This is a genomic window from Imperialibacter roseus (genome assembly GCF_032999765.1).
GTDB classification, from domain to species: Bacteria; Bacteroidota; Bacteroidia; order Cytophagales; family Cyclobacteriaceae; genus Imperialibacter; species Imperialibacter roseus.
The window spans coordinates 1,823,111-1,849,424 of sequence record NZ_CP136051.1; the positions used below are offsets into that span (position 1 = coordinate 1,823,111).

A 26,314-nucleotide genomic window follows, 5' to 3' on the forward strand; every position below is an offset into this window, starting at 1 on the left:
TTCGCTACGGATAGCCAAGTGTCCATGGCAGCCTGCCAGTATTTTGGCATCAGCCTGCGCAATGATGGCGCAAGACTTACTAGTTATCGCTCAGTATCTTCTTGGTACTAATCATCTGATGTAGGTGGGCAATCAGGTCGCCAGTGCTCTGAAACGTGCCGTGGTTGTGGTATATCCCCGACAGAGAGCTGAGCTCTTCCATTTCGTCGTTGTACAAGTCGACATGGGTGGTGAATGATAGGTTGGCTTTGTCTATCCTGCCGCAAGCCAGCGCCGTATTGATCCGTTTGCTGCACCTGCAGCTATTTTTTGGGTTGTACACCCCACAGTTACTGTTCAGGAAGCTGCCCAGAACGCTCCGTGCCTGCTCAAGTCTTTTGCGAAAGTTTTCTGGAGTGCCTCCCATTATCTCTGCGCCTACTTTACTGTTGATCTTCAGGGTGCTGCCCAAAATGAACGCTGTCCGTTGTTCTCTGTTCAGGCACTGCAGCATGGCCAGGGTGCAACTGGTCTTTACCTCCTTTTCCAGCAGGGCTTTGTCCGGTAAGTTATAGTCGGTTGGCATTTTGAAATACTGAAGATCGGCTGCATAGACATCGAAGGAGGTGAGCACACCCTCTATTTTGGTTTGCTTTTGGCTGATCAGGTAGTTGGTGGCCACCCGATAGGCCCAGGTTGTGAACTTACTTCGCCCGTCGTACTTGCTCAGGTTGGTGACAAGCTTCAGGAGAATTTCCTGTGTAGCGTCTTCTGCATCCATCTTGTTGTAAAGAAACCGGACGGAGAGATTAAATATAAGGCCCTGCACCGAGGCGATCAGTTTTTCCAGACTTTGTTTGTCGCCTTCCAGGCACCGTTGTACTAGTTTTTGATCTTCCATTGCGTTCAATTTAAGCAATAAAGGATATGCTTGCCAGTGCATATCCTTTATTGACAGGATGCCTTATTGATTGAGAAGTAATTGTCCGTGAGGATTGTCCTGAATCATCAGCCAGCCGCCGTTGGACTGCTTTCTTAAAACGGCTACCGACAAGCCACTTTGTTCAATTTTAGTGCCGTCATGTAAATGCCCGGTCATTTTCCATGGAGCAACATGCGTGGCTATATCGCCGGATACATATACTTCGTGTCCGCTAAATGTGTACTGAGGGTTCATGCCAACAAATTGGGTAAAGGCCGCCCTTAAATTCTCTTTGCCCTGCACAGGCTTTTGAGGCTCAAACATCACAATGGCGTTGTTTTCATAGGTGGCAAGCACCCCGTCGATGTCCTTGGCTTCGAATGCCGCTACCATTCTCTGAATGGTGCTGAATACTTTCTTTTGCTCTTCATTAAAGTTGTTGTCCATTTTTGTTCGTGTTTGTTGAATTGGTTGGTGGTGTTTTTCGATTTGTTTGGGTGGTGCAAAACCAGCGACGGTCATGCCACAGGCCAATGCCATCCATACGATGTTTGTTTTTTTCATAGCTCATCTTTTAAAAGGCCGCATTGTTGCGGCTTCAGTTCATTAGACTGCTATAAAAAGGGAGTGTGAATTTTTTCGGTGATTATTTTTTGCCTGATGCAGGCACTCTCCACGCATTAACCATTAAAGAGGTTACTATGTGCGGAAGCACAGATAGTAACCTCTTTAATCTGCTCCAGCACACCTGCCCTCGAGTTTGCCATGTCAGCGTTCGGGAGTGTGTCTCACACACCGGAACTGCTCACCATTGCTGAATAATGATACATACCTGGTGATCCCTCAGTGCAAATTCTTTTGCTCCCCAGGGGCGAAGCGTGACTTTGCTAAGGTTTGGATGAAGAAACTCAGGGTGTGCGGCGCTTACCCTTTTGTACACTTCATCAATAGTATTTGTCACAAGCCTGAACTCAGGGTTATGTTCCTTTGCCAGTTCTTTATGTTCAAAAAGGAGCATTTGCAACTCGCCCTGCTTGATCACACAAAACGGATTGTTTGAATTGAATTCTTCGTGGCCCATACTGAATCCAAGGCAATCCACAAACATTTTTAGCCCGTCTTGGATATCCTGATAGTAGACATTAGGAACTAACCTGGTAAAACTCATAACTCAATTTTGAAATGATTTTTGTGAACATACTGAGCAAAGATGTCCTTTATTTTCGTTAGTGATACTTGATCACAGTCAAGAAATGTATGGATTGTTCCCTGTGCGGGCATCGCATGAATTGCTAATGGCTAAACTTCCCATTGCAGCCGTCACTTCCTTTAGGATTGTAGGGAGAGAAAATTCTAAGAATGTTTGCAGTGTCTCTATCCAGCTCACTGCTATTCCCATGGGGATGCCGTTCCACGTCGGCTCGCTCGTTCCTCACAATCGGCATGACGTTGGAGTTGTGATGGTGGATGAGCCCATTCTGGTTAGTCACTCATACACAATACTCGTATATGCTACCCAGTGGTGGTTGGTAGAAAGCGCCGATACCGTCATCCCAATGTCTTCCACTTCCATGAGGGGATGATCAATGCTGGTTTGGTAGCCCAGGAAGGTGCCGGTCAACGGCTGGCCAGTTTCCAGCACGTTCAGCTTGTTCGCAAACGACAGCCCGAAAGGCACCGAGTACCTGCCGCACCACACCCATTTGTACTCTTTGTAATCGGCTTGCTGCACGGTGTATTCCGTGAACAGCTTGATCTTTTCGGCTGAGAGCTCGTTGGTCAGGCATTTGTCAATGATTTCCAGGTCCATCTGCCGGGCCTGCTCTGTGCCGGCTGAATCGGTGCCCATGGGCGCTAGCGTGGTAGAGCCGCCCCAATCCTCGTCGCCATAGTGCACGGCATCATTGGAGATCACAATAGCCACGTCTTTGCCATACGTCCATCCCTTGGCCTCCAGGATCTCATGCACAGCCTGGGCCAGATGAGCACTGATCGAGTCGATGCCTGTGTAGCTGATGTAGGGCACCAGTATCGGGACGATTTCCGCCTTCCGGTTCTTTTTGTGGAGCCATGGAATAATGGCCTCCAGCGAATGCTCAATCACCTGCATGCTGTCGTGCACAATAAAGTCCTGCTCCAGCAGGCGACTCATGATGTCCTCTCCCAGTGATGAGACCTTGATGCCTCCATAGGGCGACTCCCATTCGGTAAAGGTGCCAAAAACCAGCTTGTCCTGCAGGTCGAAATTGCGGGCCCGGTGGGCTACGCCAATGAGGATGATGTGGGGTGCGTTGATGCCCCGCAATGATTTGTAGTAGAGCTCACCGGCAAAACGGTAGTTGTCGTGCGGGCTGATGGCGGCCTTCCACTGTAAGTCGTTGGCGGTGTCTTGCAGGTGCAATCTGTTGTAAATCGAATCCATTTGCCAGTCGTGCTGCGCATAGCCTCGTGCCTGGCGGACTTTTGCCTCCGGCGCTTGTGTGTTCTTTTCATCTGATGGTTTGCAGCCAAAGCTGACAATGACGATAAATAAAAAAAAAGGGAAAGCTCTCATGCCTGGTGGTGGTTGGTTGAGAGGCAAATGTAGCTGTTGGCTAGTGTCTTTCCAGTGATTTTATCTGGGAGGCGAATTAGTTAAAGGGGTTATTCTCTGCGGAAGGGCGGATTGTAACCTTTTTAATTTTCTAAGTATGTTTTCATACCCCGGTATCATTGGTGCTGGTGTGTGAAGACACCCACCAGAACGACGGAGGGATACTGGTGAACTCTCCAAGGCTCTTAACAATCCGGTAAACATCCTAACCAATCCTCCTCTGATTTCCCAACCCGACCGCTCGTCAATTTAATCGGCTTTTTTCGTACCTTATGTAAGTGATTACCCTGGCTACTTCGTCTTACAGTAGCAGGTCAACCGCATGCCCGATGCAGGTTGCAAGCCTGGTTGAAACAATGAAAACTAATAGTCCTACTTAAAATAATAAATGAATGAAAATGGAACCAACTAGAAGAGAGTTTATAAAGAAAACAGCCGTGGCCGGGTCGGTGGCGTTTGCACTACCCACCATCATGCCGTCAAGCGTTTTTGGTGCCAACGACCGGATCAATGCCGCTGTTTTAGGCGTTAATGGCAGGGGCAAGAGCCATATCAAGAGCTTTATGGTGCAGGACAATGTTCAGATCACCCACCTGTGTGACCCTGACATGCCTCTTCTGAAAAAGCGCCAGGCAGAGTTCAAAGAAACGTACAAAAAAGACGTGCTCCTTGAGCAGGACGTTCGCAAGATCATCGACAACAAGGACATTGATGTGATCAGCATCGCTATGCCCAACCATTGGCATGCATTGGCCACTATCTGGGCTTGCCAGGCGGGCAAAGACGTGTATGTAGAAAAGCCAGGCTCTCACAATATATGGGAAGGCCGCAAGATGGTGGAAGCAGCCCACAAGTATGACAGAATAGTGCAGCATGGCGTGCAGCTAAGAAGCTCACCAGCTATCAATAAAGCTATTGACCTGATGCGCAACGGCTACCTGGGCAAGGTATACATGTCACGTGGTCTTGTGTTCCGCTGGAGACCTAGCATAGGTGATCAGGGATTTTCTCCGGTGCCAGAAGGCCTTGATTACGACCTGTGGACTGGCCCGGCAGGCAAGCGTGCCTTCACCAAAAACCTTGTGCACTACAACTGGCACTGGGCATGGGACTACGGCAATGGCGACGTAGGCAACCAGGGTATTCACGAAACCGACCTGTGTATGTGGGGATTGGACGTGGGGCTACCTACTAAAATCACCTCTATGGGTGGTAAATTTCTTTGGGACGATGCCAAAGAGGTGCCTGAGGTGCTTACCTCCATCTATAACTACCCTGAAGAAGGTAAGATCATCCAGTTTGAAGTGCGTCCGTGGTGTACCAACACTGAGGATGGTGCCACAGTGGGCAATATCTTCTACGGTGAAAAGGGCATCTTAGTGGTGGATGGCTATGACAAGTTCAAGACCTACATGGGCCAGGACAGAACGCCGGGCGAATCAGGCGACGACGGCATGGCGTCGGGCACTGGCATGGACCGTGGCGACGGCGGCACCGACGGACACTTCAAGAACTTTATCGAGGCTGTTCGCAAGCGTGACAGGTCTGTGCAAAACGGCCCTGTAGAAACGGCGCACCTTGCCTCAGGACTGGCGCACCTTGGTAATATTGCCTACAGGCTGGATCGTGTGCTGACGTTTAATCCAAGCTCCGAAACCTTCGTAAACGACCCTGAAGCCGATAAAATGCTGAAGCGCAATTACAGAAAGGGATTCGAAGTTCCTGAGATAGTGTAAGCGAAGCATCTGGATGGAACAACGTATGAAAATGAATAAATCACGTCGTGATTTTATAGGAAAAAGTGTTATTGCCGGAGTGGGTCTGTCGTTGATAGACCCACTTATGGTAAGTGCGTTTGCCAAAAAGTCGAAAATGAAGCTCGGCCTGGTGACCTATCAATGGGGGAAAGACTGGGATTTGCCTACCCTCATTGCCAACTGCGAAAAGACAGGCTTATTGGGTGTGGAACTGCGCACAGAACATGCCCATGGTGTGGAGACAAGTCTTTCTGCCAGTCAGCGGGCGGAGGTGAAAAAGCGATTTGCTGACAGTCCGGTGAAGTGCCTTGGCTACGGTTCTAATTTCGACTACCACCATGCCGACCAGGCAAGGGTTCGCAAGAACATTGAAGGTACCAAGCAGTATCTTCAGCTTTGCAAGGATATCGGATCTACCGGCATCAAGGTGAAGCCCAATGGCTTCCCGGATGGGGTTGCCAAAGAGAAAACCATCGCTCAGATAGCGGCATCGTTCAATGAATGTGGCAAATATGCAGCTGACCTCGGGCTGGTGGTGCGGGTGGAAGTTCACGGCGAGGGAACCCAGGAGTTGCCTAACATGAAGGCTATCTTTGAGCAGGTAACGGAGAAAAGCGTGAAGATGTGCTGGAACTGCAACGATCAGGACCTGTGGGAACCAGGGCTGGAAGCCAACTTCAATTCTGTGAAGAAATGGTTTGGCGACACCGTGCACATTCGGGAGCTGAACGTGGGTGAATACCCTTACCAACAGCTTATGAACCTGTTCAACGGTATCAAATATGATGGCTGGATTTTGCTTGAAGCCCGCACCGAACCTACCGACAGAGTGGCTGCCATGAAGGAGCAGTTGCAGCTGTTTAATAAGATGGTGGGGAATAGCTAAGACTGTTTTTGTTCCGGCGGGTGTCCTCACACGCCGGGATTTCTTCCCTCTCCTCCCTCAGAGTCCCTTATCAGGAGGCGCTGAGGGAGATCGGGAGATTGATGTTTCCCAAAGCGTGAGAAGACATTCGCTGTTCGTTCCCGCAGACTACAAAAGTTTGGTCAAACAGCTTCTGCTGGCTAACGGATTGAAATGCAGGGAATGGCTGCAATCCGGCGATCCAGCGAAACCTTTGTAGTCTTTTCTTCCTGCTGATAAAACTACCTCACAGCCACCTTTTGAGCCGGGGCGTATTGAGAAATAATGGCTTTCACTTCTTTCGCTTCGTCGGTTCTGCCCAGGGCTTCCAGCGCCGCTAGCTTTCCACGCAAGGCTTTGTTGCGGTTTTTTCGGTTGGTCAACGATTGGTTGAACTGGGTTAATGCTTCTTCCGGCCTGTTTTGCGCCAGCAGCCAATCGCCGTATTGTTCAAAAGAAGGGTAGGCGATGAAAGGCGGCCCTGCATCGTAGGAACACTCACTTTCAAGCTGTGTTGCTTTAGCGAGGTGGTCTTCTGTTAATGCAGCATCGCCCTTTAGCTGCGCCAGCAGCGCTCCCATCTGGTGAATCACGACCTGTGTTTTTTTCAACCCCTCTTTGGTAGGTGCATACCGGGTGGGCCCTGCGCTGCACATGGCTATGCCTTCGTCATTTACCAATAAACTGGCTTTGCTGAGCTGACGGTTAAGCCCATCAATTTCCACCTGGAGCCCTGCGGCGTCTTTTTTATCGAAAGCCAGCGAACTATTGAAAAAATGCATGGCCGACTTTTCCGAAAGTCCAAGCTTGGAGTAGTCTACTTGCTGTGGCGTGAGCCCTTCCGGCCAGTACCCCGCCTCGATGCGCTGCTCGTTTTGCATGGTAATCAAATAGCTCTTCGATGCGGTGGAATCCTGGTGGTAACCAATGATCTCAGCCAATAAATCAGCCGCTTTCTGATACTCGCCCGTCTGCAGGTAGCCGTAGTGCAGCCAGGCCATGGCATGATAGCCTCTTTCCTTACCGCCAAGTCCTTTTGCCTCCATGCGATGTAAGCTTGCCTGGTAGGAGGCTATGTTGGAGCTCACTACTTTGTCCCACATACCAAGGGCCACGTAGATATGCGAAGGCATGTGCAAAGCGTGGGAGGCGTCGGGCGCCACGGTGGCGTATTTGTCGGCTGCGGTGAGGGCGATTTGGGCGTATTCAGGATCGTCATTGGCGTGAATCATGTAGTGCAAAGCACCCGGGTGAGTGGGGTTCTCTGCAATGATGCCTGCAGCCACCTCGGCGGATTTATTGAGGTTATCCTGGTTGGTATAGCCAGCCCACATAAGGCCCAGGGCGTAAAACGCTGCTACTTCCTGATTGTCGGGGTTGGCCTCATATACCCCGGCCATATGATCGGCATAGCGCTGGTTTCGCTCATCGAGCTCACCTTCGCCATAGAGTATTTCTACACCTTCCCAAAAGGCAGCCTCCAGCTGATTTTCTGCTTTGGCCATCCTGGCTTCTTTGGTTTTCCCAACAGCCTGAATGACTTTGCGCCCGGCTTCGACATCTTGCAGGCCCCAGAGCGCCCGGTAGTGGGTCATGGCCAGTCCCCAATGAGCCATGAGCTCGTCAGGGTCGGCCTCAATGGCTTTTTGGAAGGCCTCGTTCGCATCGTCATATTCGAAGCTATGCAGCAGCAAAAGTCCCTGGTCAAAAGACTCGCTTGCCTTGTCAGATATAGAGAAGCTGTGGTGGAGGTCGCCCAGTTGAGTGTCTTCACCTGAAGACGATTGCTGAGTGCACGATGCTGCGATAAGAACGAAGAGCGAGAGAGTCAGGGATATAACGGTCGGTTTTTTCATAGGATGAAGTTAATGAAAAAACGCATGTTAAGTAAATGATGTGCCGGGTGCAATTGCGGAGCGACAGGTGGCAGTTTACTTGTGCACAGATAGTGCTGGCTCCCGGGAAATGCATTATTTTAGCGTGCAGGCAAATTCATCTGGCTGCCAATATATTTTGCCATTTTTGAGCTTATCAGACTCAATATCATCCCCAAGGGTTCCAATTGAGTTGCCTAAGCAGTTGCGGATATCGGGTGCAACAGTGGAGCAATTGGGACAGCAGTTGCCGACATAAAAAACCGCCATTCCCTTGTATTCAGCCTGATACACATAAAAAAACTCAACAAGCTCGGATTGCTTTAAAGTTTCTATTTCCGCATCTAACCAGGACAAATCGTCGCACGGAATATCTTCTTTACATGAAAAGGTAAAAAAAGCAACCAATACGAGGAGGAGGTTCTGTAATCTCATTGTCTGTCGAATTTGTTGTTTCTGATGACACCCCAACGCAGCTTATGGTTGGAGTAAACCAGCCTTGCCTCCCTCTATGGCCCTTAAATGTTGATTTTGTTGTTGCTCAGTGTCTCCAGCCGATTCCTTTCAGGAGAGACTGATTGAAACGAAAGGGTGCGGAGTTGATTACCCGATCATTTGTTTGAGCGGCAGGACGCTGAAATTTATCACTCACAAGCCTGCCCGGATGGCGGAGACCCTTGCGAGATGAGGTTTCCTGAAGAGTCATGGCTCTTCTGACTTATTTCTTATCTGCCCACTTTCTGTGCTTCTCAATATAGGATTTGTACTGCTCGAAGGTCATTCCTTCTGTTTCTTTTGCTATTCTCTCTTTTTCCTTCCTGAAGAAGCTGACGGTATCGAATTGCTTTTCTTTAATCTTTGTCTCCATAATTGACAATTTCTTTTGGTGAACGAATATCCAGCAGCCCTAGACCGTTTTTAACGTTGATTGAGTTATAGCCCCTGATTCTAAATACATTGACAATATGCTTAAAATTCCAACTCACCAGATAATTCACTTTACACAGTGTTGCAGTAGCGATGTGTAAACAATCATCATAGCTCGTTCTTCCTACAACCTTTTCGTTGATGTATTGGTCGGCGAGCACGAAGCTTTCTCCAGTAATTTGAACCAGCTCAATATTACTTTGCGGCAAATGCTGGAAGTGCGTTCTTACTCGCTCAGGCGCATTTTCTAATTCTGCGATAGTCAGGTCAGAATAAACGCAAGTGATTTCTCCGTTCTCAACCATGCCAAAAAGGTTTTTCTGTTTCCATTCGGAACTCTTCGTCATAAATTCCGCCAAAAATAGACGTATCAAAATATAGCCTTGGTTTCACAATTTGAAGTTAGTGATTTCAAATTTGATAGTTAACGTTTCTAAACTACAAACAGGTTTTTGTTGATGAATATTAGCCGTCTAGTGCCCACTTGTCGCTGCTTCTCTCACAGAAAATGCTTCTCTTCCATTCCCCAATCCTTTTTATATTAGCCTACCCAATCACAATAATGCATGAAGCACCTCCTCTTGTCCCTGTTTGCCGTCTGTATTTGCAGCACTTTGGTTGTCGCCCAAAGCGCCACCAATTTCATCATCAGCCAGCAACTCATCTTCCCCCCACAGTCTGAGCATACCCACGCCAGCAGCCTGGTCATTTTGCCCAACGGCGACAAGCTGGCTGTGTGGTTCCAGGGGAGTGGTGAACGCACTGCCGACGATGTGCGCCTGATGGGAGCGAGGCTAAAGAAGGGCACGACCAGCTGGACGGCTCCGTTTCTCATGGCCGACACGCCTGGTCTGCCTGACTGCAACCCCGTACTCTTCCTGAACGGAAATGGTAAGCTTTTCCTGGTGTGGATTGCCGTGCAGGCCAACCGCTGGGAGAACTCCATTTTGCGGGTGCGCACGTCGACCCGCTACAATACAGCCGGTGCCCCGGACTGGGACTGGCAGGACAATATCCTGCTGGCACCCGGAGAGGCATTTGCGGCAGAGGTGGCCGCTAAGTTCAAAGACCTGCCGGACAACCCGGCTGGCTGGGCGGAGTATGCGCCGTCGTACGACAGAATGATCATAGAAGCCAGCAAGGACGAACGCAAAACCAGTACGGGCTGGATGACACGCATCAAGCCGCTGATACTGCCCAACGGCCGTATTCTGCTGCCGCTTTACTCCGACGGCTTCAATATGTCGCTGGTGGCTATTTCCGACGATGACGGTGCTACCTGGCGGGCAAGTCTGCCCATTGTTGGCCGTGGGCCGATACAGCCTGCCCTGGCACTGAAAGAAAACGGAGACATCGTGGCACTGATGCGGGACAGCGGCGATGCACCGTCCAGAGTGCACAAGAGCGTGTCGAGGGATGGCGGGGAGTCGTGGAGTGCCACAGTAAAAACCGACATTCCCAACACTGCCAGCGTGGAGCTGCTCAAGCTGAAGGATGGCAAGTGGGCCTTTTTGGGCAATGACATTGACGATGGCCGCTACCGGATGAGCCTCTACTTGTCGGACGACGAAGGCGAGACCTGGAAGTGGAAAGTGCACCTCGAAGACCACGAAAAAGGGGATGGCAGCAGCTACTCTTACCCCTGTCTGGTGCAAGACGACAAAGGGCTGCTACACATCACCTATTCGTCCCGCACCAGCGAGATGGAGAAGTCGATTAAGTATGTGGTGGTGGATCCGGTGAGAGTGATAGGCATGTGAGACACACCAGAACGGCATTACAGATTCCTCAAAGTAGGATCAAAGCTCCTTTTTCAGAAGTACCTTGCATACGTTATCTCAAAAAGTAATTCAGCGACCTGCCCCTCTGATATTGTTACGGTGTTAATACCGTCCGCTGTGCCACGATTTGCATAGAGGCTGTCACCTTCCTGAACAAAAACGCTATAGATTCCCGGTTCAAGATAAACCTCAAAAAAGCCTTTTGCATTGGAGGTTGTTGTCGCAATTAAATCAGTTTTAACTGTTTTGAAGAATATCAGCGTACCTTCAAATACTTCTGCGTCTTTTCTGGTCGCTTGCTGATAGATATGGATAGTTCTTTCAACGGGAGTGATTGACCCGCTAGCACATATAGGTGCAAAATCTCCTTCGTAGAGCCAAACATCTCCCCATAGCCCCTGCTTTATAGTAACAGCATCACTGTTTCTTTTTGGGTCTGCTGGCCAGCAGTCTGAATCGTCGTCTTGACGGCAGGAAAATGAGATAAGCAGAACAATAGCTGACACAAGCCATGGTTTCATAAATAAGGTTTTTTGCTCCCAAGTGATCGAATTTACTGTAAATCAACCATTTTTTATTGCTATATATTCTATTATTTATTTGCAAAAAAGTTAACGCCGACTTCTGGTTGTTAGTCTGGAGGTGCCGGTGAGTGGGCGTAACAGTAGCGGTGAACCGGCGAGTGAGACACGTACCAGAACGACTTTTATTCACCTTCATCGGGCCACCCGAGGTAGCAGGCCAATAAGCCCAGGGGAAGGAAAAGTACGATCAGGTATCTTCCGTCGTTGGCCAGCACGTAGTCGGTGGGGTTTAATGGGTTGTAATAGATGCGAATATGCTGGTCTTCTGCACCTGTGGCTGGTGAATCACTTTCTTCGTCATCATCTTCTTCGCTAATGTGATGGATGACACCCTCATGATCAGTAAAATCCATGAGTGTCAATCGTTCCGCCTCTGGCCCATCATTATTTAGCACTGTTCCCGTAATGATGGCCTCGGTGGGCGTCCAGTAAAGTTGTGCATAGAGATAGTTCAAAGGAACGAGGACGCTCGTGGCCACCAGCGCTACACCGGGAACGAGAAACCAGAGTTGATAGAGTTTGAACTTTCTCATCGCTACGAGAACTGAAGTGTTTTTGCGGTCAGAATAAAAAAAAGAAGAATTTCAAAAATAAATAGTTTTAAATGTGTTTGCCCCGGAACCAAGCTACCACATTTTCAAAAGAAAGAAAAAACCAGTAGCTGATGTGCCGCCAGTTCCGGAGGGGTTCGTTGCTGCTAAAGCCAGGCCTTTGCCACCCCTCGGGCATAAGCCTTTGTGCAGGTACCTGTTAAGCGCTTGTCTCCCTACCTTATAAGCGCTTATGAGAGGTGTAGTAAAGGCGTTAAAAGAAGTGGGACAACGCCTTATCGTAGGTGAGTAAAGGGCTTATCAGGAGGCTATGGTGCGCACCATACCTGGTCAGTGGTAGGCAGCATGGATAGTGAGTGCTGGGCAGCAAAGGTAGTGGATGGTGGGCAGGCGTCGGTACGGCGAGCTTAGCCTACTGGGGAGGAGCCGTCAGACGCCGGAAAGGGAATGCGGCCCTCTTTACTTGCAATTTCCTGCTAAAACCGGGCCAATTTGAGGTGTTTAGGAAAGCTGATGGATAGCCAAGGTACAATAGTGCTTGTCACTAGCAGTGAAACGGAGCCGACGCAGGAACGAAATCCAAGTGACCTGGCAGTGTGTTTATCCAGCTCAGTGCCATTCACAGGGGGATGCCGTTCCACGTCGGCTCGCTCGTTCCTCGCCATCGGCCCCACCTACACTTTGTTTCGGTGGACAAGCATGACGTTGATGTGGTGAGGGAGGATGTGGCCGCTGCACCACAAAAGCATCCACAACGACGTCATTTCGATCCGCTAACCGGCGGAGAGAAATCCCCCTGGTCTGGCACTGGATTCAAGAGTAGAAAGTATAAATGTACGTGGCTGTCGCTTAGCACCTTTATTTTAAAAGCTCAAAAGAGTCCATAAAGCGATGTATAGATTCATTGTTGCTTTTGCCTGTTTCTGTAATGGTTTGCAACATGTATGCCCTGTTGTTTATCAGAAAAAGCCTCATTCTGATGATTGCCATTCCTTGGCCATAGTCTACTGTAATTTCTCTGCCAGGATAATCAGCCAGGTTTTTGACTTCTTCCGTTAGCAACTTTCCTTTCACATTATTTACAGCTCCGTCAATGGCGCCTCTGAAGAACTTATCTAAAATATCCGTTCTATCTGAATTTATCAGGGAGTCAGGGTATTCTGTAACATTCGTCATATAAAGCAGATTGTCGTCATTTCCTTTTTCAGAAGCATCGTACATGACGATATTCATTTTCAATTGGCCTATCTCTGAATCTATCATTTGTGGCGTTGCTGTTGGTTCCTCCGGGAACTCAATTTTGAATCCAAATTCTTTGTCTTCAAAAAGAAACCATTTGCCTAAAGCGAAGCTTGATAAAACTGTCAGTAATGCTATTGAGGTGAGTAAATGGGTGTCAGATTTCAGATTCATGTTTGCCTGGTTTTTGAGAAAGCGTCTGATAGGGGTGTGGGAGTTTTATGCCGCTCCGTTTATGCTAAAAGTTAGCTGTTGTGATGCTTTCACTGCGGCTGAATAGTTTTCACATTCAGATGTCCGCCCACAGCCCTAAGAACTTTTAGTATCGTTTCAAATTGAGGTTTTGATCCATGTGAGAGTGCCTTGTACAAACTAGGGCGACTCAAGCCTGTTTCCGCAGCAATTTTTGACATTCCCTGAGCTTTTGCTACATGTCCAAGGGCGGCAATTATGTCCGATGTTTCGCCTTCCTCTAGTACGTTGTTTAGATATTCTGCGATCATATCGTCGTCATCTAAATATTCGGCGATATCGAATTTTGTTGTCTTCATTTTCTTCATATTCCTAAAATGACTTTTTGTACTCTTCCCATAATTGCCGGGTTTTGCACGATTATCTTTTAGCTTCTTTAACCACTTGTCGAATTCGTTGGTCTTTTCCACAGAATACATACGTAAATGTATTCACTTGGATACACTTTTCCAATTGCTGCCAAATAGAAATGTTGAATGGGGTAAGGTACCTCACAACAAAAGAATACCGACCAATATTCTCTATTATCAGTACCATTCTTCCATATTATCTAACAATTGAAAAAGCCAGGAAACAGCTGCCATCATCAGGGGGACGTCTCGCTCGTTCCTCGCCATCGACTACACCTACACTTTGTTTCGGTGGACAAGCATGACGTTGATGTGGTGAGGGAGGATGTGCTACTGAATGAGTTCTTCTACCTACATTTCGTTTCAGTCGGAACGTACGAAGCCGTGTGTGTAAGGCGGCAGTCACCCTACTCTAATACGCCAGCACAGGAGCCATCCCCCCTGAGCCACTGTAACGCTGCCCCTACAAACATTTCCCACAAAATCGTAACTTGGTTGGCGGGTACCCTTACGACCATCAACAATGAGTTCTATTACTGAGTCAACTTCCGAGGCAGTGTCACACCGAAGATGGGTAAAAGTCTCGCATTGGATAGTAACAGTTAGCTTTCTGCTGCTGGCTTTTTCCGGCTTCGAGATACTCATGGTGCACCCAAGACTCTATTGGGGAGAAGTTGGCAACGAATTAACGCCGGCACTGCTGGAGCTACCCATTAGCCGGAACCATCAACGGGATACCTGGGAGGAAAGTAAGCCTTTCTTTGATTCGGATGAGTCGCCGGTTAGTGCCGCACGTACGTCCGATGAGTTAATGTTTAACCAAAATGGATGGGGGCGAAGCCTTCATTTCCTGGCTGCCTGGCTGTTGATCGTGCCTGGAGTGATTTACCTGCTGATCGGGGTTTTTAGTGGCCATTTCCGAAACCATATCTGGCCAAAAAGAAAGGAGCTGACGGCTGCGTCGGTTTGGAGGGATGTGAAGGACCACCTGCGCATGCAGATTGCTCCGGCTACTGGTGGGCCTCACTATGGTTTACTACAGAAGCTCGCTTACATGATGGTTATATTTGTTGCCTTGCCCCTGGCAGTGGTCACGGGCCTTACCATGTCGCCAGCCATCACTGCGGCTTATCCTTTCCTGCTAAAGGTGTTTGGCGGCTATCAGTCGGCCCGTACTATTCACTTTTTTACTTCGCTAACCCTTGAGTTGTTTCTGTTCATGCATTTGGCCATGATTATCAAAACTGGGTTTACACAGCAAATACGTTACATGACCCTGGGAAAGTGATATGAGTAATATGAAAAGGAAAGACATCATTACCAGAAGAAAAGCCCTTGCAGTAAGCGCCTCCGCTCTGGGGGCTCTTTTGTTGCCTGGATGTTCCAAAACGTCGCCACCTACTTATGGCAGTCTGCTGCGCATGGGAGATGCGTTGACCTACAATGCCCAGCGAACCCTGTTACCGGGACAATCTCTGGCGAAAGAGTACAGCTTTGGCGAAATCTCATCGTTTCCAGCTACGGGCACTATCAATCCGGCTGATAGCTCAAAAGAATACTACAGCGAAGAGTATGAACGCCTCAAGAGCGGGCTATTTGCCAACTGGCGATTGTCGGTGGAGGGAAGTGTGACAAATGCTGGGCAGTACTCGTTGCAAGATCTTCAGCGGTTTGCTTCCCGCACGCAGATCACCCGACACACGTGCGAAGAAGGGTGGACGGCTATTGGTGAATGGACTGGCGTACCGTTAAGCAGCGTGCTCGAACATGCAGGGATATTGCCAGGAGCCCGCTTCATTAACTTCTATTCTTATGACGGATGGGAGGACAGCATCGACATGCTGGATGCTTTCCATCCGCAGACGATTTTGGCTTATGGCATGAATGGAAAAGCCCTTTCAATTCCTCACGGAGCCCCGGTTCGCCTCAGAGTGGAAAAGCAGATTGGCTACAAAAGCATGAAGTACCTTCAGCGAATTGTGGTAACTGACGAGTTTGTCGATCCGGGCGACACCGGATGGGCCTGGTATGTGGGGATTTAGAATGACAGAGAAAGGGGCTGAACCAGTGAAACCCCATAACAACCGTCATTCCGAGGGAGTAAATCATTGAATTCGCAGAACCGATTCCAATACGACCGTGGGAATCTGTCGGATGATGCCAGTGGCCCAAAACGGCGTTTCTGCTAAACCCTGAGCTCAGCGGAGATGTGCCAGAAGCGTCTATTTCATGCCACGTCGTTACAAACAAGGGGGATTGTCAGAAACTAGGTCGATTAGGGAACTTGAGTTATCCGATGATTTCTATTGGCGATTAATTGTAGCGGCGGGACGCCGATATAAGAAACCCACAAGGGAGACCCTTGCGGGATTGGGGTTAGCAGTAACGTGTCAGCTCATGACGCCGTCAATCCACAATCCATCCTCTGCAATCCCAAAATTTCACTACTTTCAAGCCTTCAACGCAAATCCGATTCCTATGTCCTCTAGCAGAAGAGATTTTATCCGCAAGTCTGCCCTTGGTGCAGGTGTATTAGGCGTTTCGTCACTGGCGGCATGTGCCAGTGAAGGTGAACAGAAGCAGGGTGCCGGGTCAGACCCGTCCACCACAGGCACAAAGCCCATCGTGATCGCTACCTGGGCGCATGGCATGCCCGCCAATGAAAAGGCCTGGGAGTTGCTGAGTCAGGGCGGTAGCAGCCTCGATGCGGTAGAGGCAGGGGTGCGGGTAGTGGAGTCAGATCCTGAGGTGCAGACGGTTGGCCTGGGTGGCTTTCCCGACAGGGATGGGGTGGTGTCGCTGGATGCCTGCATCATGGACTATGACAGCCGTTGTGGTTCTGTCGCTTTTTTGGAAGAGATAGAAAACCCGATTTCGGTAGCCCGCAAGGTGATGGAGGAGACCCCCCATATCATGCTGGTAGGAGAGGGCGCTCAGCGTTTTGCGGTGGAGCAGGGATTTGAAAGGAAAAACCTTCTAACGGAAAAGTCGAAGGAGGCTTACGAGAAATGGCTGGAAACGGCAGAATACAAGCCAGTCATTAATATAGAAAACCACGATACCATCAGCATGCTGGCGCTGGATAGCCAGGGCCGACTAGCAGGCGCTTGCACCACCAGCGGGGCAGCCTGGAAAATGCACGGACGTATTGGCGACTCGCCTATCATCGGTGCTGGTCTCTTTCTGGATGGGGAAGTGGGTGGCGCTTGTGCTACCGGACTTGGGGAAGCGGTGATCAGAGTCGCTGGTAGCGCCATGGTAGTGGAGCTGATGCGCAATGGGATGAGTCCTGGTGATGCTTGCAAAGCTATTGTAGAGCGCATCGCCGCCAAGCATCCTTCAGTCGCCGACCTGCAGGTGGGCTTTCTGGCGCTGGATAAGTATGGTAATTATGGTTCCTATGCGATACATAAAGGCTTCAACTTTGCCGTGTACAATAACAACGGCAATACGCTGATTGACGCAGTGAGTAAGTATTAATATCATTTGACTTGTTGATAAGGTAATTTACTGAGGTAATTTTCTATTAATCAGGCAACCTATTTTGGCACAAAAGTGTCGTTGCATAAGATGAAACACATTATTTTTTTACTGGCTATTTGGATGACAGGGGCCAGCACATTCGCCAGACAAAATGACCACTCTATTGCCCGGAAGTGGAATGAAGTGCTGCTTGAGGCGGTGAGGAATGACTTTGCCCGGCCTACTGTTCATGCCCGCAATCTTTTTCACATCTCCGCCGCCATGTACGATGCCTGGGCGGCCTATGATGAGAAGGCAGAGCTCTACTTTCTGGGGAGGTATCACGGAGACTTTTATTTTCCCTATGATGGTATCCAGGTGCCTGAAGACCGAAGGGCTGCTCAGGAGGAGGCTATTAGCTACGCAGCCTACAGGCTTATTAGTCATCGTTTCGCCGTTTCTCCCGGTGCCCAGAATATTTTCCTGATCGCTTATCAGCAGATGCAGGAAAGAGGTTATTCGCTTTCGTTTACATCCACCGACTACTCAACCGGCTCTCCGGCGGCGCTTGGTAATTATATAGCCGAAAAAGTGATTCAGTTTGGTTTGCAGGATGGCTCCAACGAAGCGAATTTGTATGCCAATCAGTATTATACCCCCCTTAACGATAAGGCATTGAATCCATTGATGCCGGGAAATCCTAATTTGAAAGACCCCAATCGCTGGCAGTCGCTGGAGCTTGGTGCATTTATCGATCAGGGCGGTAACCCTATTCCCGGCACCACCATCCCGTTTTTGAGCCCTGAGTGGGGTGACGTCACTCCTTTTTCGATGAATGCGCTTCATTATACACCACATAAGAGAGATGGTCATGAGTATTTGGTGTATCACGACCCGGGGCCACCCGTTTATTATGACGAGGATGATAAGGAGGCCATGGCTGCCTATGTCTGGACATTTAGTTTGGTGGCTGCCTGGTCGTCTCACCTCGATCCATCGGATGGCGTTATGTGGGACATTTCTCCCGCCTCCCTTGGCAACATAGATTACGCCGAGCTTCCTAAAAAGATCGAAGACTATCCGGCCTTCTATGATCTTTCCAACGGGGGAGATATTAGCAAGGGCTATGATGTGAACCCAGTAACAGAGCAGCCTTACCAGCCTCAAATGGTGGCCAGGGGAGATTATACGAGGGTATTGGCGGAGTTCTGGGCCGATGGACCCAGCTCTGAAACACCACCGGGGCATTGGTTTGTGATTCTCAACTATGTAAACGATCATCCGCAACTGGTGAAGAAGTTCATGGGTCAGGGAGAGGTTTTGGACGACCTCGAATGGGATATCAAAGCCTATTTTATCCTTGGGGGCACCATGCACGATGTAGCCATTGCCGCCTGGAGTGTAAAAGGATACTACGATTATATCAGGCCTGTGTCTGCTATTCGCTGGTTGTCCGGCGTTGGCCAGTCCTCCGATCCCAAGCTGCCGAGGTATGATCCCGGTGGGTTTAAGTTGTATGACGGACTTATAGAGTCAGTCAAAGCTGGTGACCCTTTGGCCGGCCCGAACAGAGAAAATGTTGGCAAAATAAAATTGAAGGCGTGGAAGGGGCCCCAGTATGTATTCGATCCGGCCACGACCGACGCAGGTGTTGACTGGATCCTGGCGGACTACTGGTGGCCTTATCAGCGACCGTCGTTCGTTACGCCGCCCTTTGCAGGCTATGTTTCAGGGCATAGCACCTATTCAAGGGCCGCAGCTGAAGTACTGTCTCTGCTAACGGGCAGTGAATACTTTCCAGGTGGGATGGGTGAATTTGATGCCGAGAAAAATGAGTTTCTGGTGTTTGAAGAAGGTCCAAGCGCCGATGTAGTGCTGCAGTGGGCCAGGTACCAGGATGCTTCCGACCAATGCAGCCTGTCTAGGATTTGGGGAGGCATTCACCCGCCTATGGATGATATTCGTGGGCGAATGATGGGGCATGAAATAGGAATTGATGCTTTTAACTTTGCCAACAGGTTTTTTGACGGTGTCACTACTGGCATGAAGGAGCACCAGCTGTTGAAAAGCCAGGTGACGGTGTACCCGAACCCTGTGCCGCAGGGAAACGCCCTGACGCTGTCATTTAACAATCGTATGTCGCATGCTCGGGCTGAGCTTATTACCATGGAGGGGGCATCCGTCGCCGCCAGCGAGCTTTCGGCTGCATGGGCCGGGAAAACCCTCGATCTTGATGTTGCGGGTTTGAAGCCTGGGTTTTATCTGCTGCGCATCAATTCCGGCAACTCTTCGGAAATCCACAAGGTCATTATTGAGTAAGGCGGAGGGGTAGTTTGAGACCAATCTGCATTCTTGGGGGTTGAATGTTTGGTGTGTGGTCAAATAAAAAAGCAAAACTGGTTCAATGCGTCTCGCCCGGCCGGGTTAGGCTTGGACCTTTTGCTTTTTTATCACCAGTCGGGGTATTGCGGTTAAGGGTTAAGCCCCCGTATTTTACACTTGATCCGTAATTTGTCTTCTAGCTTTCCATCCAGGCCACAATGCCCAAATGGTGGTGGTGGCTGACACTTGCTGGTGTGGTGGTACCATCGTGTTTTATCGTCGGCAAACCTGCCGCATCCGATAACACTTGATAACCTGGACCCATTTCTCTTTGAAAGCAATCACGAAGTTCCTGAGATTGATTTGGCGTGTTCAGCATGAAGGTCTTCCATTTCACCGCTGCTATATTTGCCGTCGCCGCCACAGAGAAGATGCTGTCTTTTTTCAGGACGGAATAGCCGTTGATTTCATTCAGCCATTTCCCACGGTAGCGCAGCCTGTCACCCTCTGTTTCAGAATAAACTACTTCGATTTGCCTGGGAGAAAACGCCTTGTCTGATCTTTCGGCCTTAAATATTGCTTCTTTGGCAGCCCAGAGCAGCCAGTAGTTTGTTTCTTCGTCGGTGCCTTTCGGGCAATGGTCGTTGGGATGCGAAATAAACCTTATTTCTCTTCGGGAACGGGGTTTGAGAAGTTGGTCTGTCAGGTCAACAATGTCAACTCCAATCAATCCTTTTTCATTTTTTCCAGGATCACTTCAATGGCCTCACCAATCGTATTCATCTTGTTGATAGACTCATCGTCGATAGTGATATCGTACTTCTCCTCAATATCAAGCACGATATCCACCACGTGGGCAGAGTTAATTTTAAGATCACCAATGAGTTGTATTTCGTCGGAGAGGTTGTCCAGTAACTCTTTTTGAATCACGTAGGGTTCAATAACACCTTTGATTTCTGCTTTGATCTCATCTTTGGTCATACGGGTGGTTGGTAAGGTTTTTACGAGGAAAACTTCCGCAAAATAATACAACTATTCACGTCCCCAAAGCCAAAGTTGGCTTTAGCCACAATGTTGAGGTTGGATTCCACAGTAACGGACGGGATTTTCTCGGCCGGAATGATCTTCAAAATCTCCGGGTGAAGCTCCTCAATATTGAGGTTGCCATGCACAAAGTTGCCGTGCATTTGAAGGGCACACCCCACCAGCTCGATTGAGCCTGCGCCTGCAATGCAGTGTCCAATCATTGATTTGGTGGCATTTACCAAAGGGAAATCGGCGGCCGGAACATTGAGCGCTTCCACCCAGTTGTTGAGCTCAATTGGGTCGGCCATAGTGGAAGTGAGGTGACCAGAAATGAGGTCGATAGACTCAGGTGTAATTCCAGCTTCTTTGATGGCATTTTTGATGCAAGCCTGCACGGCGGCGGAGTTAGGGGCTGTCATGGATCCGCCCATTCTTTGTCCGCCTGAGTTGACGTCGCCGCCGAGAATCTCCGCATAAATCCGGGCGCCTCTGGCAAGGGCTGTGTCGAGTTCTTCAAGCACCAGCGCCCCGGCTCCTGCGCCGGGCACAAACCCCGACGACGTGCTGCTCATGGGCCTTGAGCCAAATGTCGGATTGTCGTTGGAGTCTCTGCAAAGCACACGCATGGAATCGAAGGCTCCCCAGATATACTTTCCTTTGCCTTCCGAGCTGCCACACAGCATCCGCTTCGCTTTGCCACTTTTAATAAGCTCATAACCCATGATGGCGGCTTCGGTGCCGGTGCTGCAGGCAGAAGAGTTCGACATGACCCGGTTGCCTGCCCCCAGCATGCCGTTGAGGTAGGCGCTCACGCCGCTGTTCATTGACTGAGTGATGGTTTTGGTGCCCAGCTTCCTCACTTGTCCGGCATTCACCAGGTCGAAGCGGGGCCCTATGCTTTCGTCCATACTCAGTGCACCACCTCCGTACACGATGCCTAGTTCAGGATCAAATTTTTCATAATCAATAGTAAGGCCTGCATCTTTCCAGGCTTCCAGGCCCGACAGGCAGCCGTAGATCACGCCATGGTTGTCGAGCATTTTGTTGAGGAGCTGAGGGAGAAGACTGAGCTTGTACTCCTCTGACACTTCGGGTTCACCAGCGATTTGACAACCCAGGTTGTGCTCGGCCAAAGTAGGTATCCAGGTAATGCCTGACTTCATGCCTCGCAAGGCTTGCTCAAAAGCTTCTTTCCCTGTGGCATTCGGCGCCACAACGCCAAGTCCTGTGATAACTACTCTTCTATTTAAGCTCATTTTTATTCACTAGTAAGCCAGAGAGATCGCCCTTGCAAATCAGCTGCTTAGAGTCTCTGTTGTGGCATTCAATCCGGCACTTCAACTTACCGAATCTATAATAAATTTTGGAGGAAGTCACCTCAAGTGTTTGCTCAGGGTAGGCTGGCGAATAGAAATCGACGCAGGAGGAGGTGAAAACAGGCACCTTTCCATCCATCCCATCAGGGCTGCTGGTGCTGTTTAGGTACATGCCAAAACAAACCAGGCCAATTTGTGCCATCACTTCGGTGATGATGACTCCGGGAGTGACAGGGTTGCCGGGAAAATGACCCCGGTAGAAAAATTCATCCTTTTTTAGCTTATAGGTTCCTTTAATGGAGTTTTCGTCGGCACTGAGTATTTCATCCACAAACAAAAAAGGTGGGCTGTAGGGTAGTTTTTGAATAATGGCTGCAAAGAGTTCGCTCATAGTAGGTGCTCGCCCCCATCCACATGAATGGTGCTTCCGTTGATCCAGTTAGCTTCATCCAAAGATAGGAGGTAAATGGCATTTGCCACATCTTCAGGCGTCGTCATTCTGCCCATCGGGTTGTTTTTGGTGACCAACTCGATCATCTTTTCGTAGGAGGGGATCATTTTCAAGGAGGGTGTGAGCGTTACGCCTGCCTGTATTGTATTTACTCTGATGCTGTGCGGGGCCAGTTCCACAGCCAGGTATCTGCTCAAAGTTTCGAGTGTTGATTTTGCCAGCGCAATGGCGCCGTAGCCTTCCCATACCCGGTCGTTCCCCATGGAAGTAAGTGTGATAATTCGGGCAGGTTTGGCAAAGAAGTCGTTTTTCAAAAGAGTGCGGGCCCAGGTAAACACATTGAGGGCCATGGCGTCAATTGTCAGCTGCAAGTCCTGGAGGTTAAGTTCCGGGCCGTCTTTTGAAACAAATGGCTTCAGGTTGCCCCGGGAAACCGAATGAAGCATCAGGCCGATATTAGCATCACCCAGGGCCTTTCTGAACTGTGGCAGGTGTTCGTCGATTTTCTCCTGGCTGGTGGCGTCAAAGTTGAAAGAGATTAGCTGGGCGCCTGATTCCCGGATTTCATTAAATGCAGCTTCGATATCGCCCAGCACCGAGCGACGATCTCTGTGGGCCACAAGCAGGTTCCAACCACTTTTGCCCAACTTCCGGGCAGTAGCCAGACCTATCCCTGACGAACCTCCTAAGATCAATGCCCATTTGCTCATGCCTGTATCGGTTTAATGAAACACCTTCTGCGGATGGCAAGCCGGTTACCCTCTCCGGTGTAGTCGTTCCACAGATTAAGGACATTGAAATTTTCTTCGAGCATGGGGCCCGTCATTACGTCGGTAGCACCTGTTTTAATGAAATTATCTAACATGCTTCTAAAGATAAGAACATTTGCCCCAAGCTTTTGATATTCGGGCCTCACCCCAATGAGAAACATGTCGAGGGTTTTGTTAAAATAAAAATCTTTCAGCACGTGATAAAAGCCAAATGGAAAGAGTGAACCTTTTGCTTTTTGAAACGCCTTCGAAAAGGAGGGAAAGCAAATGGCAAAACCAATCGCCTTGTCTTTGTCATTCACAACCACGCTCACATACTCTTTTCTCACGAGGTCAAAATACAGCTTAACGTAGTAGTCAATCTGGGCTTGAGTAAGTGGGTAGTAGCCGTACAGGTCGGCATACGATTCATTCAAAATTTCGAAGATGCTATTAGCGTAAACCAACATTTCCTTATTGGTCTTGAACTCCTTTACCTTGAATTTGAAGCGGCCTTCAACAATTTCGGCAGTTCTTTTTAGCCTTCTTGGGATTTCCCTGGGCACAGCGCCCCTGGCTTCCACCCAATCACATGCCTTTTCAAACCCCAGGGCTTCAAAATGCTCTTTGTAATAAGGGTAATTATAGATGGTAGCCTGTGTGGCTATTTCTTCAAATCCGTCAATGAGGGTGCCTTCAAAGTCAAGATCGGTAAAGCCCATTGGTCCGTGAATGGCCTTTACATTTTTTGATTTGGCCCAATCCTCAACAGCTTCGATGAGCTTTTTTGATACTTCCCTGTCGTCAATAAAGTCTACCCAGCCAAATCTCACCAGGGCCTTTTCCTGCAGCTCTGTGCCGTGGAGAATGCCCGCAATCCGTCCGGCAATCTCGTCTCCTTTGTAAGCCAGAAAATAGGCAGCGGAGCAGTACTCAAATGCAGGGTTTTTGTCTTTACTGAGTGTGCTTTCTTCAAACTGAACGAGCGGTGGTACCCAATAAGGATGGTTTTTATAAAGCCTGAAGGGGAACTTTATGAACGCTTTTAAATCTTTGGAGGTTTTTACTTCCCTAATTTCAATCGACATAATTTACAGAAGGCCGTTTTGTCTGTAATGCTCGGCAGATTCTTTCAACGCATCACCCAAAGATGTGAAAATAAAATCTTTTGGCGTGACATCTTCTTCTGTAATTGCCCAGTCGGCAGTAAGCTCATTCATCTTTTCGGGCGTAAGCACTGGCTGCCCCTTAAAAATCCTGGCAAAAAACTCATTGGCATGAGCGTAAGGCATCATGATAAAAGAGGGGATGCGGATAGTAACCGGATTTTTCCCAATGCTATTCCCAATGCTGCTGTACAACTCGCCGGGAGCGTAGTTTTTCCCATCTGTAGCTGCAATAATGGTGTTGTCCGGCTGGGCAGGGGCGTAGTCCACCAGCAGCCTCGCCAGGTCCCTGGCAAAAATGAACGATAGCTGCTGCGTTGGCTTCGCAAGCAGGGGAGCAATGTTCATTTTGATGGCCTTGAACAGCTTGAGGAAGGCAGCATCCCCAGGCCCGAATACGGCGGTGGGCCTGACAATGACTAACGGGAGCGACATTTCCAAAAGTTGCTCTTCAGCCAATAGCTTGCTTCGACCATAGTTTGTTACAGGCTTTAACACACCGGAGGGGCCTCTGGCGGCCAGGGAGGATACATAGACAAGCTTGCCTTTTGCTGAGAGCAGCCCTTGCTTTTCAATCAGCTTTGCAAACTTTACAGTGAGCACCTGATTCGTTTCGAAGAGCTTTTTAGGATCGAAGGCCTTTGTGAGCCCTGCGTTATGGATGATGAGGTCGAAAGTGCCATAGAGTTGTTTCAACTCCTCCATTTCTTTTTGCAGCAACTCTCCGGAGTGGTAGCTGAAAACGGTAGAAGGAACCTGCAGATTTTGCAGCTGGCTGGTGTCCGACGACTTCCGCACACCAGCCACTACCTGATGCTTTTGACTAACAGCGTATTTTACGATATGGGTTCCGATGAAGCCACTGGCTCCTATGACGAGGACTTTCAATGGGCAGCCATGTTCTTGTCCTGCAACGTTTCGATGCCAAGCTTTTTCATGGTGTTGTAGATTTTTTCGACTGCAATATCAATTTGTTCTTTGGAGTGAGACGCCATCAGGCTAAAGCGTATCATGGTGTCTTCGGGGCCTACAGCTGGTGGAATAACAGGATTGACGAAAAGCCCAGCTTTGAAGAGTTCGGTAGTGAGCTCAAACGTCTTCATGAAATTTCGGACGTAGATAGGTATGATGGGCGTTTCTGTCTTGCCAATATCTATACCGTAATCTCTGAAAAGTCTGTGAGCATGGTGTGTGTTTTCCCACAGCTTGGCTATCAGGGAATCGTCGCTTTCGAGCAAGTCCAGCACGGCAAGCACCGATGCCACTGTAGAAGCTGGCATGCTGGCACTGAAGATGAGGGCCCTGGAGTGGTGCTTCAGGTAGTTGATGGTGTCGGCGTCTGAGGCCACAAAACCGCCAATAGATGCCAGCGACTTGCTGAAAGTACCGCCAATGAGATCGACTTCATTGTCGAGACCGAAATGGCTGGAGGTGCCGGCACCGTTTTTCCCCAGCACACCAATGGCGTGGGCGCAATCGGTCATAATGGTGGCTCCGTATTTGTTGGCCAGCCGCACAATTTCAGGCAGGTTGGCAATGTCACCTTCCATGCTGAACACACCGTCGACAACGATGAGTTTCAGTTGCGAATCATCGCACATCTGGAGTTTTTTCTCCAGTGCGTCCATGTCGTTGTGCCTGAATTTCAGCTTTCTGGCAAACGACAATCTGCTGCCCTCTATGATGGAGGCATGGTCAAACTCATCGAGAATGATGGTGTCTTCTTTGGTGGTGAGGCAGGGGATAACCCCCAGATTTACCTGAAAGCCCGTGGTGTAAACCAATACCGCTTCTTTATTCAGGAACTTCGCCAGCCTGTTCTCAAGCTCCACATGGAGATCGAGTGTGCCGTTCAAAAACCTTGAACCCGCACAGCCGGTACCATACTTTTTTATGGCCGCCGCCGAGGCTTCCATTACTTTGGGGTGGTTAGTCAGGCCCAGGTAGCTGTTCGATCCGAACATAAGCACCTGATGACCGTCGATGGTTACTTCTGTGCCCTGCTCTGACTCAATAGGGCGGAAGAAAGGATACTGACCAAGTCTTTTTACCTTTTGAGGCTCCTGGTAAGTACTCGTACGTTTTCTCAATTTGTCATTCATAGTCTAC

29 protein-coding genes are annotated in these 26,314 nt (G+C 49.2%); 8 read left to right on the forward strand and 21 right to left on the reverse strand.

What is annotated here, in order from left to right; all coding sequences use genetic code 11:
- Positions 1–79 precede the first annotated feature (79 nt).
- The 5 genes from RT717_RS07855 to amrB form a co-directional block, all read right to left on the reverse strand.
- Positions 80–880 (reverse strand): RNA polymerase sigma factor, encoded by an 801-nt coding sequence (locus tag RT717_RS07855; RefSeq protein WP_317491184.1) that lies wholly within the window; start codon positions 878–880, stop codon positions 80–82.
- 63 nt (positions 881–943) lie between these two features.
- Complete coding sequence (locus RT717_RS07860; RefSeq protein WP_317491185.1) at positions 944–1,465, reverse strand: YybH family protein; 522 nt, start codon at positions 1,463–1,465, stop codon at positions 944–946.
- A 241-nt stretch (positions 1,466–1,706) separates the two neighbouring features.
- On the reverse strand, positions 1,707–2,069 hold the full coding sequence (locus tag RT717_RS07865) for a VOC family protein (protein WP_317491186.1): 363 nt from the start codon (positions 2,067–2,069) through the stop codon (positions 1,707–1,709).
- A 124-nt stretch (positions 2,070–2,193) separates the two neighbouring features.
- Positions 2,194–2,391: a hypothetical protein gene (locus tag RT717_RS07870; RefSeq protein ID WP_317491187.1), complete on the reverse strand. Its 198-nt coding sequence runs from the start codon at positions 2,389–2,391 to the stop codon at positions 2,194–2,196.
- Positions 2,388–3,455, reverse strand: coding sequence for an AmmeMemoRadiSam system protein B (gene amrB, locus RT717_RS07875; RefSeq protein ID WP_317491188.1), 1,068 nt, complete (start codon positions 3,453–3,455; stop codon positions 2,388–2,390). Before amrB ends, RT717_RS07870 begins: the two co-directional genes overlap by 4 nt.
- Positions 3,456–3,886: 431 nt before the next feature.
- Here amrB and RT717_RS07880 point away from each other — a divergent pair, with 431 nt between their 5' ends.
- Positions 3,887–5,230 (forward strand): Gfo/Idh/MocA family protein, encoded by a 1,344-nt coding sequence (locus RT717_RS07880; RefSeq protein WP_317491189.1) that lies wholly within the window; start codon positions 3,887–3,889, stop codon positions 5,228–5,230.
- Positions 5,231–5,261: 31 nt separating this feature from the next.
- Positions 5,262–6,137, forward strand: coding sequence for a sugar phosphate isomerase/epimerase family protein (locus RT717_RS07885; protein WP_317491190.1), 876 nt, complete (start codon positions 5,262–5,264; stop codon positions 6,135–6,137).
- Positions 6,138–6,397: 260 nt separating this feature from the next.
- On the opposite strand, the gene RT717_RS07890 is transcribed toward RT717_RS07885, so the two are convergent.
- From RT717_RS07890 to RT717_RS07905, 4 genes are all read right to left on the reverse strand, one after another.
- Positions 6,398–8,011, reverse strand: a complete 1,614-nt coding sequence (locus tag RT717_RS07890; RefSeq protein WP_317491191.1) for a tetratricopeptide repeat protein — start codon at positions 8,009–8,011, stop codon at positions 6,398–6,400.
- 114 nt (positions 8,012–8,125) lie between these two features.
- Positions 8,126–8,464, reverse strand: coding sequence for a hypothetical protein (locus RT717_RS07895; protein ID WP_317491192.1), 339 nt, complete (start codon positions 8,462–8,464; stop codon positions 8,126–8,128).
- Between the two features lie 283 nt (positions 8,465–8,747).
- Positions 8,748–8,897, reverse strand: coding sequence for a hypothetical protein (locus RT717_RS07900; RefSeq protein WP_317491193.1), 150 nt, complete (start codon positions 8,895–8,897; stop codon positions 8,748–8,750).
- A complete protein-coding gene (locus RT717_RS07905; RefSeq protein WP_317491194.1) occupies positions 8,881–9,303 on the reverse strand; it encodes a PIN domain-containing protein in 423 nt (140 codons plus the stop codon). The genes RT717_RS07900 and RT717_RS07905 overlap by 17 nt, the downstream gene beginning before the upstream one ends.
- A gap of 219 nt (positions 9,304–9,522) precedes the next feature.
- On the opposite strand from RT717_RS07905, the gene RT717_RS07910 reads away from it, so the two are divergent.
- Positions 9,523–10,716 (forward strand): sialidase family protein, encoded by a 1,194-nt coding sequence (locus RT717_RS07910; protein WP_317491195.1) that lies wholly within the window; start codon positions 9,523–9,525, stop codon positions 10,714–10,716.
- A gap of 53 nt (positions 10,717–10,769) precedes the next feature.
- On the opposite strand, the gene RT717_RS07915 is transcribed toward RT717_RS07910, so the two are convergent.
- The 4 genes from RT717_RS07915 to RT717_RS07930 all read right to left on the reverse strand — a co-directional run bounded on the left by RT717_RS07915 (position 10,770) and on the right by RT717_RS07930 (position 13,773).
- Complete coding sequence (locus tag RT717_RS07915) at positions 10,770–11,258, reverse strand: hypothetical protein (RefSeq protein ID WP_317491196.1); 489 nt, start codon at positions 11,256–11,258, stop codon at positions 10,770–10,772.
- Between the two features lie 185 nt (positions 11,259–11,443).
- On the reverse strand, positions 11,444–11,854 hold the full coding sequence (locus tag RT717_RS07920) for a hypothetical protein (RefSeq protein WP_317491197.1): 411 nt from the start codon (positions 11,852–11,854) through the stop codon (positions 11,444–11,446).
- An 876-nt stretch (positions 11,855–12,730) separates the two neighbouring features.
- Positions 12,731–13,285, reverse strand: a complete 555-nt coding sequence (locus RT717_RS07925; RefSeq protein WP_317491198.1) for a hypothetical protein — start codon at positions 13,283–13,285, stop codon at positions 12,731–12,733.
- A gap of 89 nt (positions 13,286–13,374) precedes the next feature.
- Positions 13,375–13,773 carry an addiction module antidote protein gene (locus tag RT717_RS07930; protein WP_317491199.1) on the reverse strand — a complete coding sequence of 133 codons (399 nt, stop codon included), beginning with the start codon at positions 13,771–13,773 and terminating at the stop codon, positions 13,375–13,377.
- A 147-nt stretch (positions 13,774–13,920) separates the two neighbouring features.
- On the opposite strand from RT717_RS07930, the gene RT717_RS07935 reads away from it, so the two are divergent.
- The 5 genes from RT717_RS07935 to RT717_RS07955 all read left to right on the forward strand — a co-directional run bounded on the left by RT717_RS07935 (position 13,921) and on the right by RT717_RS07955 (position 19,494).
- Positions 13,921–14,253, forward strand: a complete 333-nt coding sequence (locus tag RT717_RS07935; protein ID WP_317491200.1) for a hypothetical protein — start codon at positions 13,921–13,923, stop codon at positions 14,251–14,253.
- Complete coding sequence (locus tag RT717_RS07940; RefSeq protein WP_317491201.1) at positions 14,237–15,001, forward strand: cytochrome b/b6 domain-containing protein; 765 nt, start codon at positions 14,237–14,239, stop codon at positions 14,999–15,001. The genes RT717_RS07935 and RT717_RS07940 overlap by 17 nt, the downstream gene beginning before the upstream one ends.
- 10 nt (positions 15,002–15,011) lie before the next feature.
- On the forward strand, positions 15,012–15,755 hold the full coding sequence (locus tag RT717_RS07945) for a molybdopterin-dependent oxidoreductase (RefSeq protein WP_317491202.1): 744 nt from the start codon (positions 15,012–15,014) through the stop codon (positions 15,753–15,755).
- 436 nt (positions 15,756–16,191) lie between these two features.
- On the forward strand, positions 16,192–17,193 hold the full coding sequence (locus RT717_RS07950; protein WP_317491203.1) for an isoaspartyl peptidase/L-asparaginase family protein: 1,002 nt from the start codon (positions 16,192–16,194) through the stop codon (positions 17,191–17,193).
- Between the two features lie 90 nt (positions 17,194–17,283).
- Positions 17,284–19,494, forward strand: coding sequence for a DUF6851 domain-containing protein (locus RT717_RS07955; protein WP_317491204.1), 2,211 nt, complete (start codon positions 17,284–17,286; stop codon positions 19,492–19,494).
- A 199-nt stretch (positions 19,495–19,693) separates the two neighbouring features.
- Here RT717_RS07955 and RT717_RS07960 read toward each other — a convergent pair whose 3' ends face one another.
- From RT717_RS07960 to RT717_RS07995, 8 genes are read right to left on the reverse strand one after another with little or no spacing between them, the layout of a single operon-like run.
- Positions 19,694–20,227 carry a 4'-phosphopantetheinyl transferase family protein gene (locus tag RT717_RS07960; RefSeq protein ID WP_317491205.1) on the reverse strand — a complete coding sequence of 178 codons (534 nt, stop codon included), beginning with the start codon at positions 20,225–20,227 and terminating at the stop codon, positions 19,694–19,696.
- Positions 20,224–20,478 (reverse strand): acyl carrier protein, encoded by a 255-nt coding sequence (locus tag RT717_RS07965; RefSeq protein ID WP_317491206.1) that lies wholly within the window; start codon positions 20,476–20,478, stop codon positions 20,224–20,226. The genes RT717_RS07960 and RT717_RS07965 overlap by 4 nt, the downstream gene beginning before the upstream one ends.
- Before the next feature lie 20 nt (positions 20,479–20,498).
- Entirely contained in the window at positions 20,499–21,779 is a 1,281-nt protein-coding gene (locus RT717_RS07970) for a beta-ketoacyl-[acyl-carrier-protein] synthase family protein (RefSeq protein ID WP_317491207.1), read from the reverse strand.
- Positions 21,766–22,230: a 3-hydroxyacyl-ACP dehydratase FabZ family protein gene (locus RT717_RS07975; RefSeq protein ID WP_317491208.1), complete on the reverse strand. Its 465-nt coding sequence runs from the start codon at positions 22,228–22,230 to the stop codon at positions 21,766–21,768. Before RT717_RS07975 ends, RT717_RS07970 begins: the two co-directional genes overlap by 14 nt.
- Positions 22,227–23,000 (reverse strand): SDR family NAD(P)-dependent oxidoreductase, encoded by a 774-nt coding sequence (locus RT717_RS07980; protein WP_317491209.1) that lies wholly within the window; start codon positions 22,998–23,000, stop codon positions 22,227–22,229. The genes RT717_RS07975 and RT717_RS07980 overlap by 4 nt, the downstream gene beginning before the upstream one ends.
- Positions 22,997–24,127 (reverse strand): hypothetical protein, encoded by a 1,131-nt coding sequence (locus RT717_RS07985; protein WP_317491210.1) that lies wholly within the window; start codon positions 24,125–24,127, stop codon positions 22,997–22,999. Before RT717_RS07985 ends, RT717_RS07980 begins: the two co-directional genes overlap by 4 nt.
- Positions 24,128–24,130: 3 nt before the next feature.
- On the reverse strand, positions 24,131–25,093 hold the full coding sequence (locus RT717_RS07990; protein WP_317491211.1) for an NAD-dependent epimerase/dehydratase family protein: 963 nt from the start codon (positions 25,091–25,093) through the stop codon (positions 24,131–24,133).
- Positions 25,090–26,307 (reverse strand): aminotransferase class I/II-fold pyridoxal phosphate-dependent enzyme, encoded by a 1,218-nt coding sequence (locus tag RT717_RS07995; protein ID WP_317491212.1) that lies wholly within the window; start codon positions 26,305–26,307, stop codon positions 25,090–25,092. The genes RT717_RS07990 and RT717_RS07995 overlap by 4 nt, the downstream gene beginning before the upstream one ends.
- Positions 26,308–26,314 lie beyond the last annotated feature (7 nt).

What these genes read in the sequence shown, in the direction of transcription:
- RT717_RS07985 (WP_317491210.1), bottom strand. Translation starts at nt 24,127, where the DNA reads ATGTCGATTGAAATTAGGGAAGTAAAAACCTCCAAAGATTTAAAAGCG.
- RT717_RS07920 (WP_317491197.1), bottom strand. Translation starts at nt 11,854, where the DNA reads ATGAGAAAGTTCAAACTCTATCAACTCTGGTTTCTCGTTCCCGGTGTA.
- RT717_RS07955 (WP_317491204.1), top strand. Translation starts at nt 17,284, where the DNA reads ATGAAACACATTATTTTTTTACTGGCTATTTGGATGACAGGGGCCAGC.
- RT717_RS07950 (WP_317491203.1), top strand. Translation starts at nt 16,192, where the DNA reads ATGTCCTCTAGCAGAAGAGATTTTATCCGCAAGTCTGCCCTTGGTGCA.
- RT717_RS07905 (WP_317491194.1), bottom strand. Translation starts at nt 9,303, where the DNA reads ATGACGAAGAGTTCCGAATGGAAACAGAAAAACCTTTTTGGCATGGTT.
- RT717_RS07900 (WP_317491193.1), bottom strand. Translation starts at nt 8,897, where the DNA reads ATGGAGACAAAGATTAAAGAAAAGCAATTCGATACCGTCAGCTTCTTC.
- RT717_RS07880 (WP_317491189.1), top strand. Translation starts at nt 3,887, where the DNA reads ATGAAAATGGAACCAACTAGAAGAGAGTTTATAAAGAAAACAGCCGTG.
- RT717_RS07925 (WP_317491198.1), bottom strand. Translation starts at nt 13,285, where the DNA reads ATGAATCTGAAATCTGACACCCATTTACTCACCTCAATAGCATTACTG.
- RT717_RS07860 (WP_317491185.1), bottom strand. Translation starts at nt 1,465, where the DNA reads ATGAAAAAAACAAACATCGTATGGATGGCATTGGCCTGTGGCATGACC.
- RT717_RS07980 (WP_317491209.1), bottom strand. Translation starts at nt 23,000, where the DNA reads ATGAGCAAATGGGCATTGATCTTAGGAGGTTCGTCAGGGATAGGTCTG.
- RT717_RS07915 (WP_317491196.1), bottom strand. Translation starts at nt 11,258, where the DNA reads ATGAAACCATGGCTTGTGTCAGCTATTGTTCTGCTTATCTCATTTTCC.
- amrB (WP_317491188.1), bottom strand. Translation starts at nt 3,455, where the DNA reads ATGAGAGCTTTCCCTTTTTTTTTATTTATCGTCATTGTCAGCTTTGGC.
- RT717_RS07895 (WP_317491192.1), bottom strand. Translation starts at nt 8,464, where the DNA reads ATGAGATTACAGAACCTCCTCCTCGTATTGGTTGCTTTTTTTACCTTT.
- RT717_RS07975 (WP_317491208.1), bottom strand. Translation starts at nt 22,230, where the DNA reads ATGAGCGAACTCTTTGCAGCCATTATTCAAAAACTACCCTACAGCCCA.
- RT717_RS07945 (WP_317491202.1), top strand. Translation starts at nt 15,012, where the DNA reads ATGAAAAGGAAAGACATCATTACCAGAAGAAAAGCCCTTGCAGTAAGC.
- RT717_RS07995 (WP_317491212.1), bottom strand. Translation starts at nt 26,307, where the DNA reads ATGAATGACAAATTGAGAAAACGTACGAGTACTTACCAGGAGCCTCAA.
- RT717_RS07885 (WP_317491190.1), top strand. Translation starts at nt 5,262, where the DNA reads ATGAATAAATCACGTCGTGATTTTATAGGAAAAAGTGTTATTGCCGGA.
- RT717_RS07890 (WP_317491191.1), bottom strand. Translation starts at nt 8,011, where the DNA reads ATGAAAAAACCGACCGTTATATCCCTGACTCTCTCGCTCTTCGTTCTT.
- RT717_RS07965 (WP_317491206.1), bottom strand. Translation starts at nt 20,478, where the DNA reads ATGACCAAAGATGAGATCAAAGCAGAAATCAAAGGTGTTATTGAACCC.
- RT717_RS07910 (WP_317491195.1), top strand. Translation starts at nt 9,523, where the DNA reads ATGAAGCACCTCCTCTTGTCCCTGTTTGCCGTCTGTATTTGCAGCACT.
- RT717_RS07865 (WP_317491186.1), bottom strand. Translation starts at nt 2,069, where the DNA reads ATGAGTTTTACCAGGTTAGTTCCTAATGTCTACTATCAGGATATCCAA.
- RT717_RS07970 (WP_317491207.1), bottom strand. Translation starts at nt 21,779, where the DNA reads ATGAGCTTAAATAGAAGAGTAGTTATCACAGGACTTGGCGTTGTGGCG.
- RT717_RS07855 (WP_317491184.1), bottom strand. Translation starts at nt 880, where the DNA reads ATGGAAGATCAAAAACTAGTACAACGGTGCCTGGAAGGCGACAAACAA.
- RT717_RS07940 (WP_317491201.1), top strand. Translation starts at nt 14,237, where the DNA reads ATGAGTTCTATTACTGAGTCAACTTCCGAGGCAGTGTCACACCGAAGA.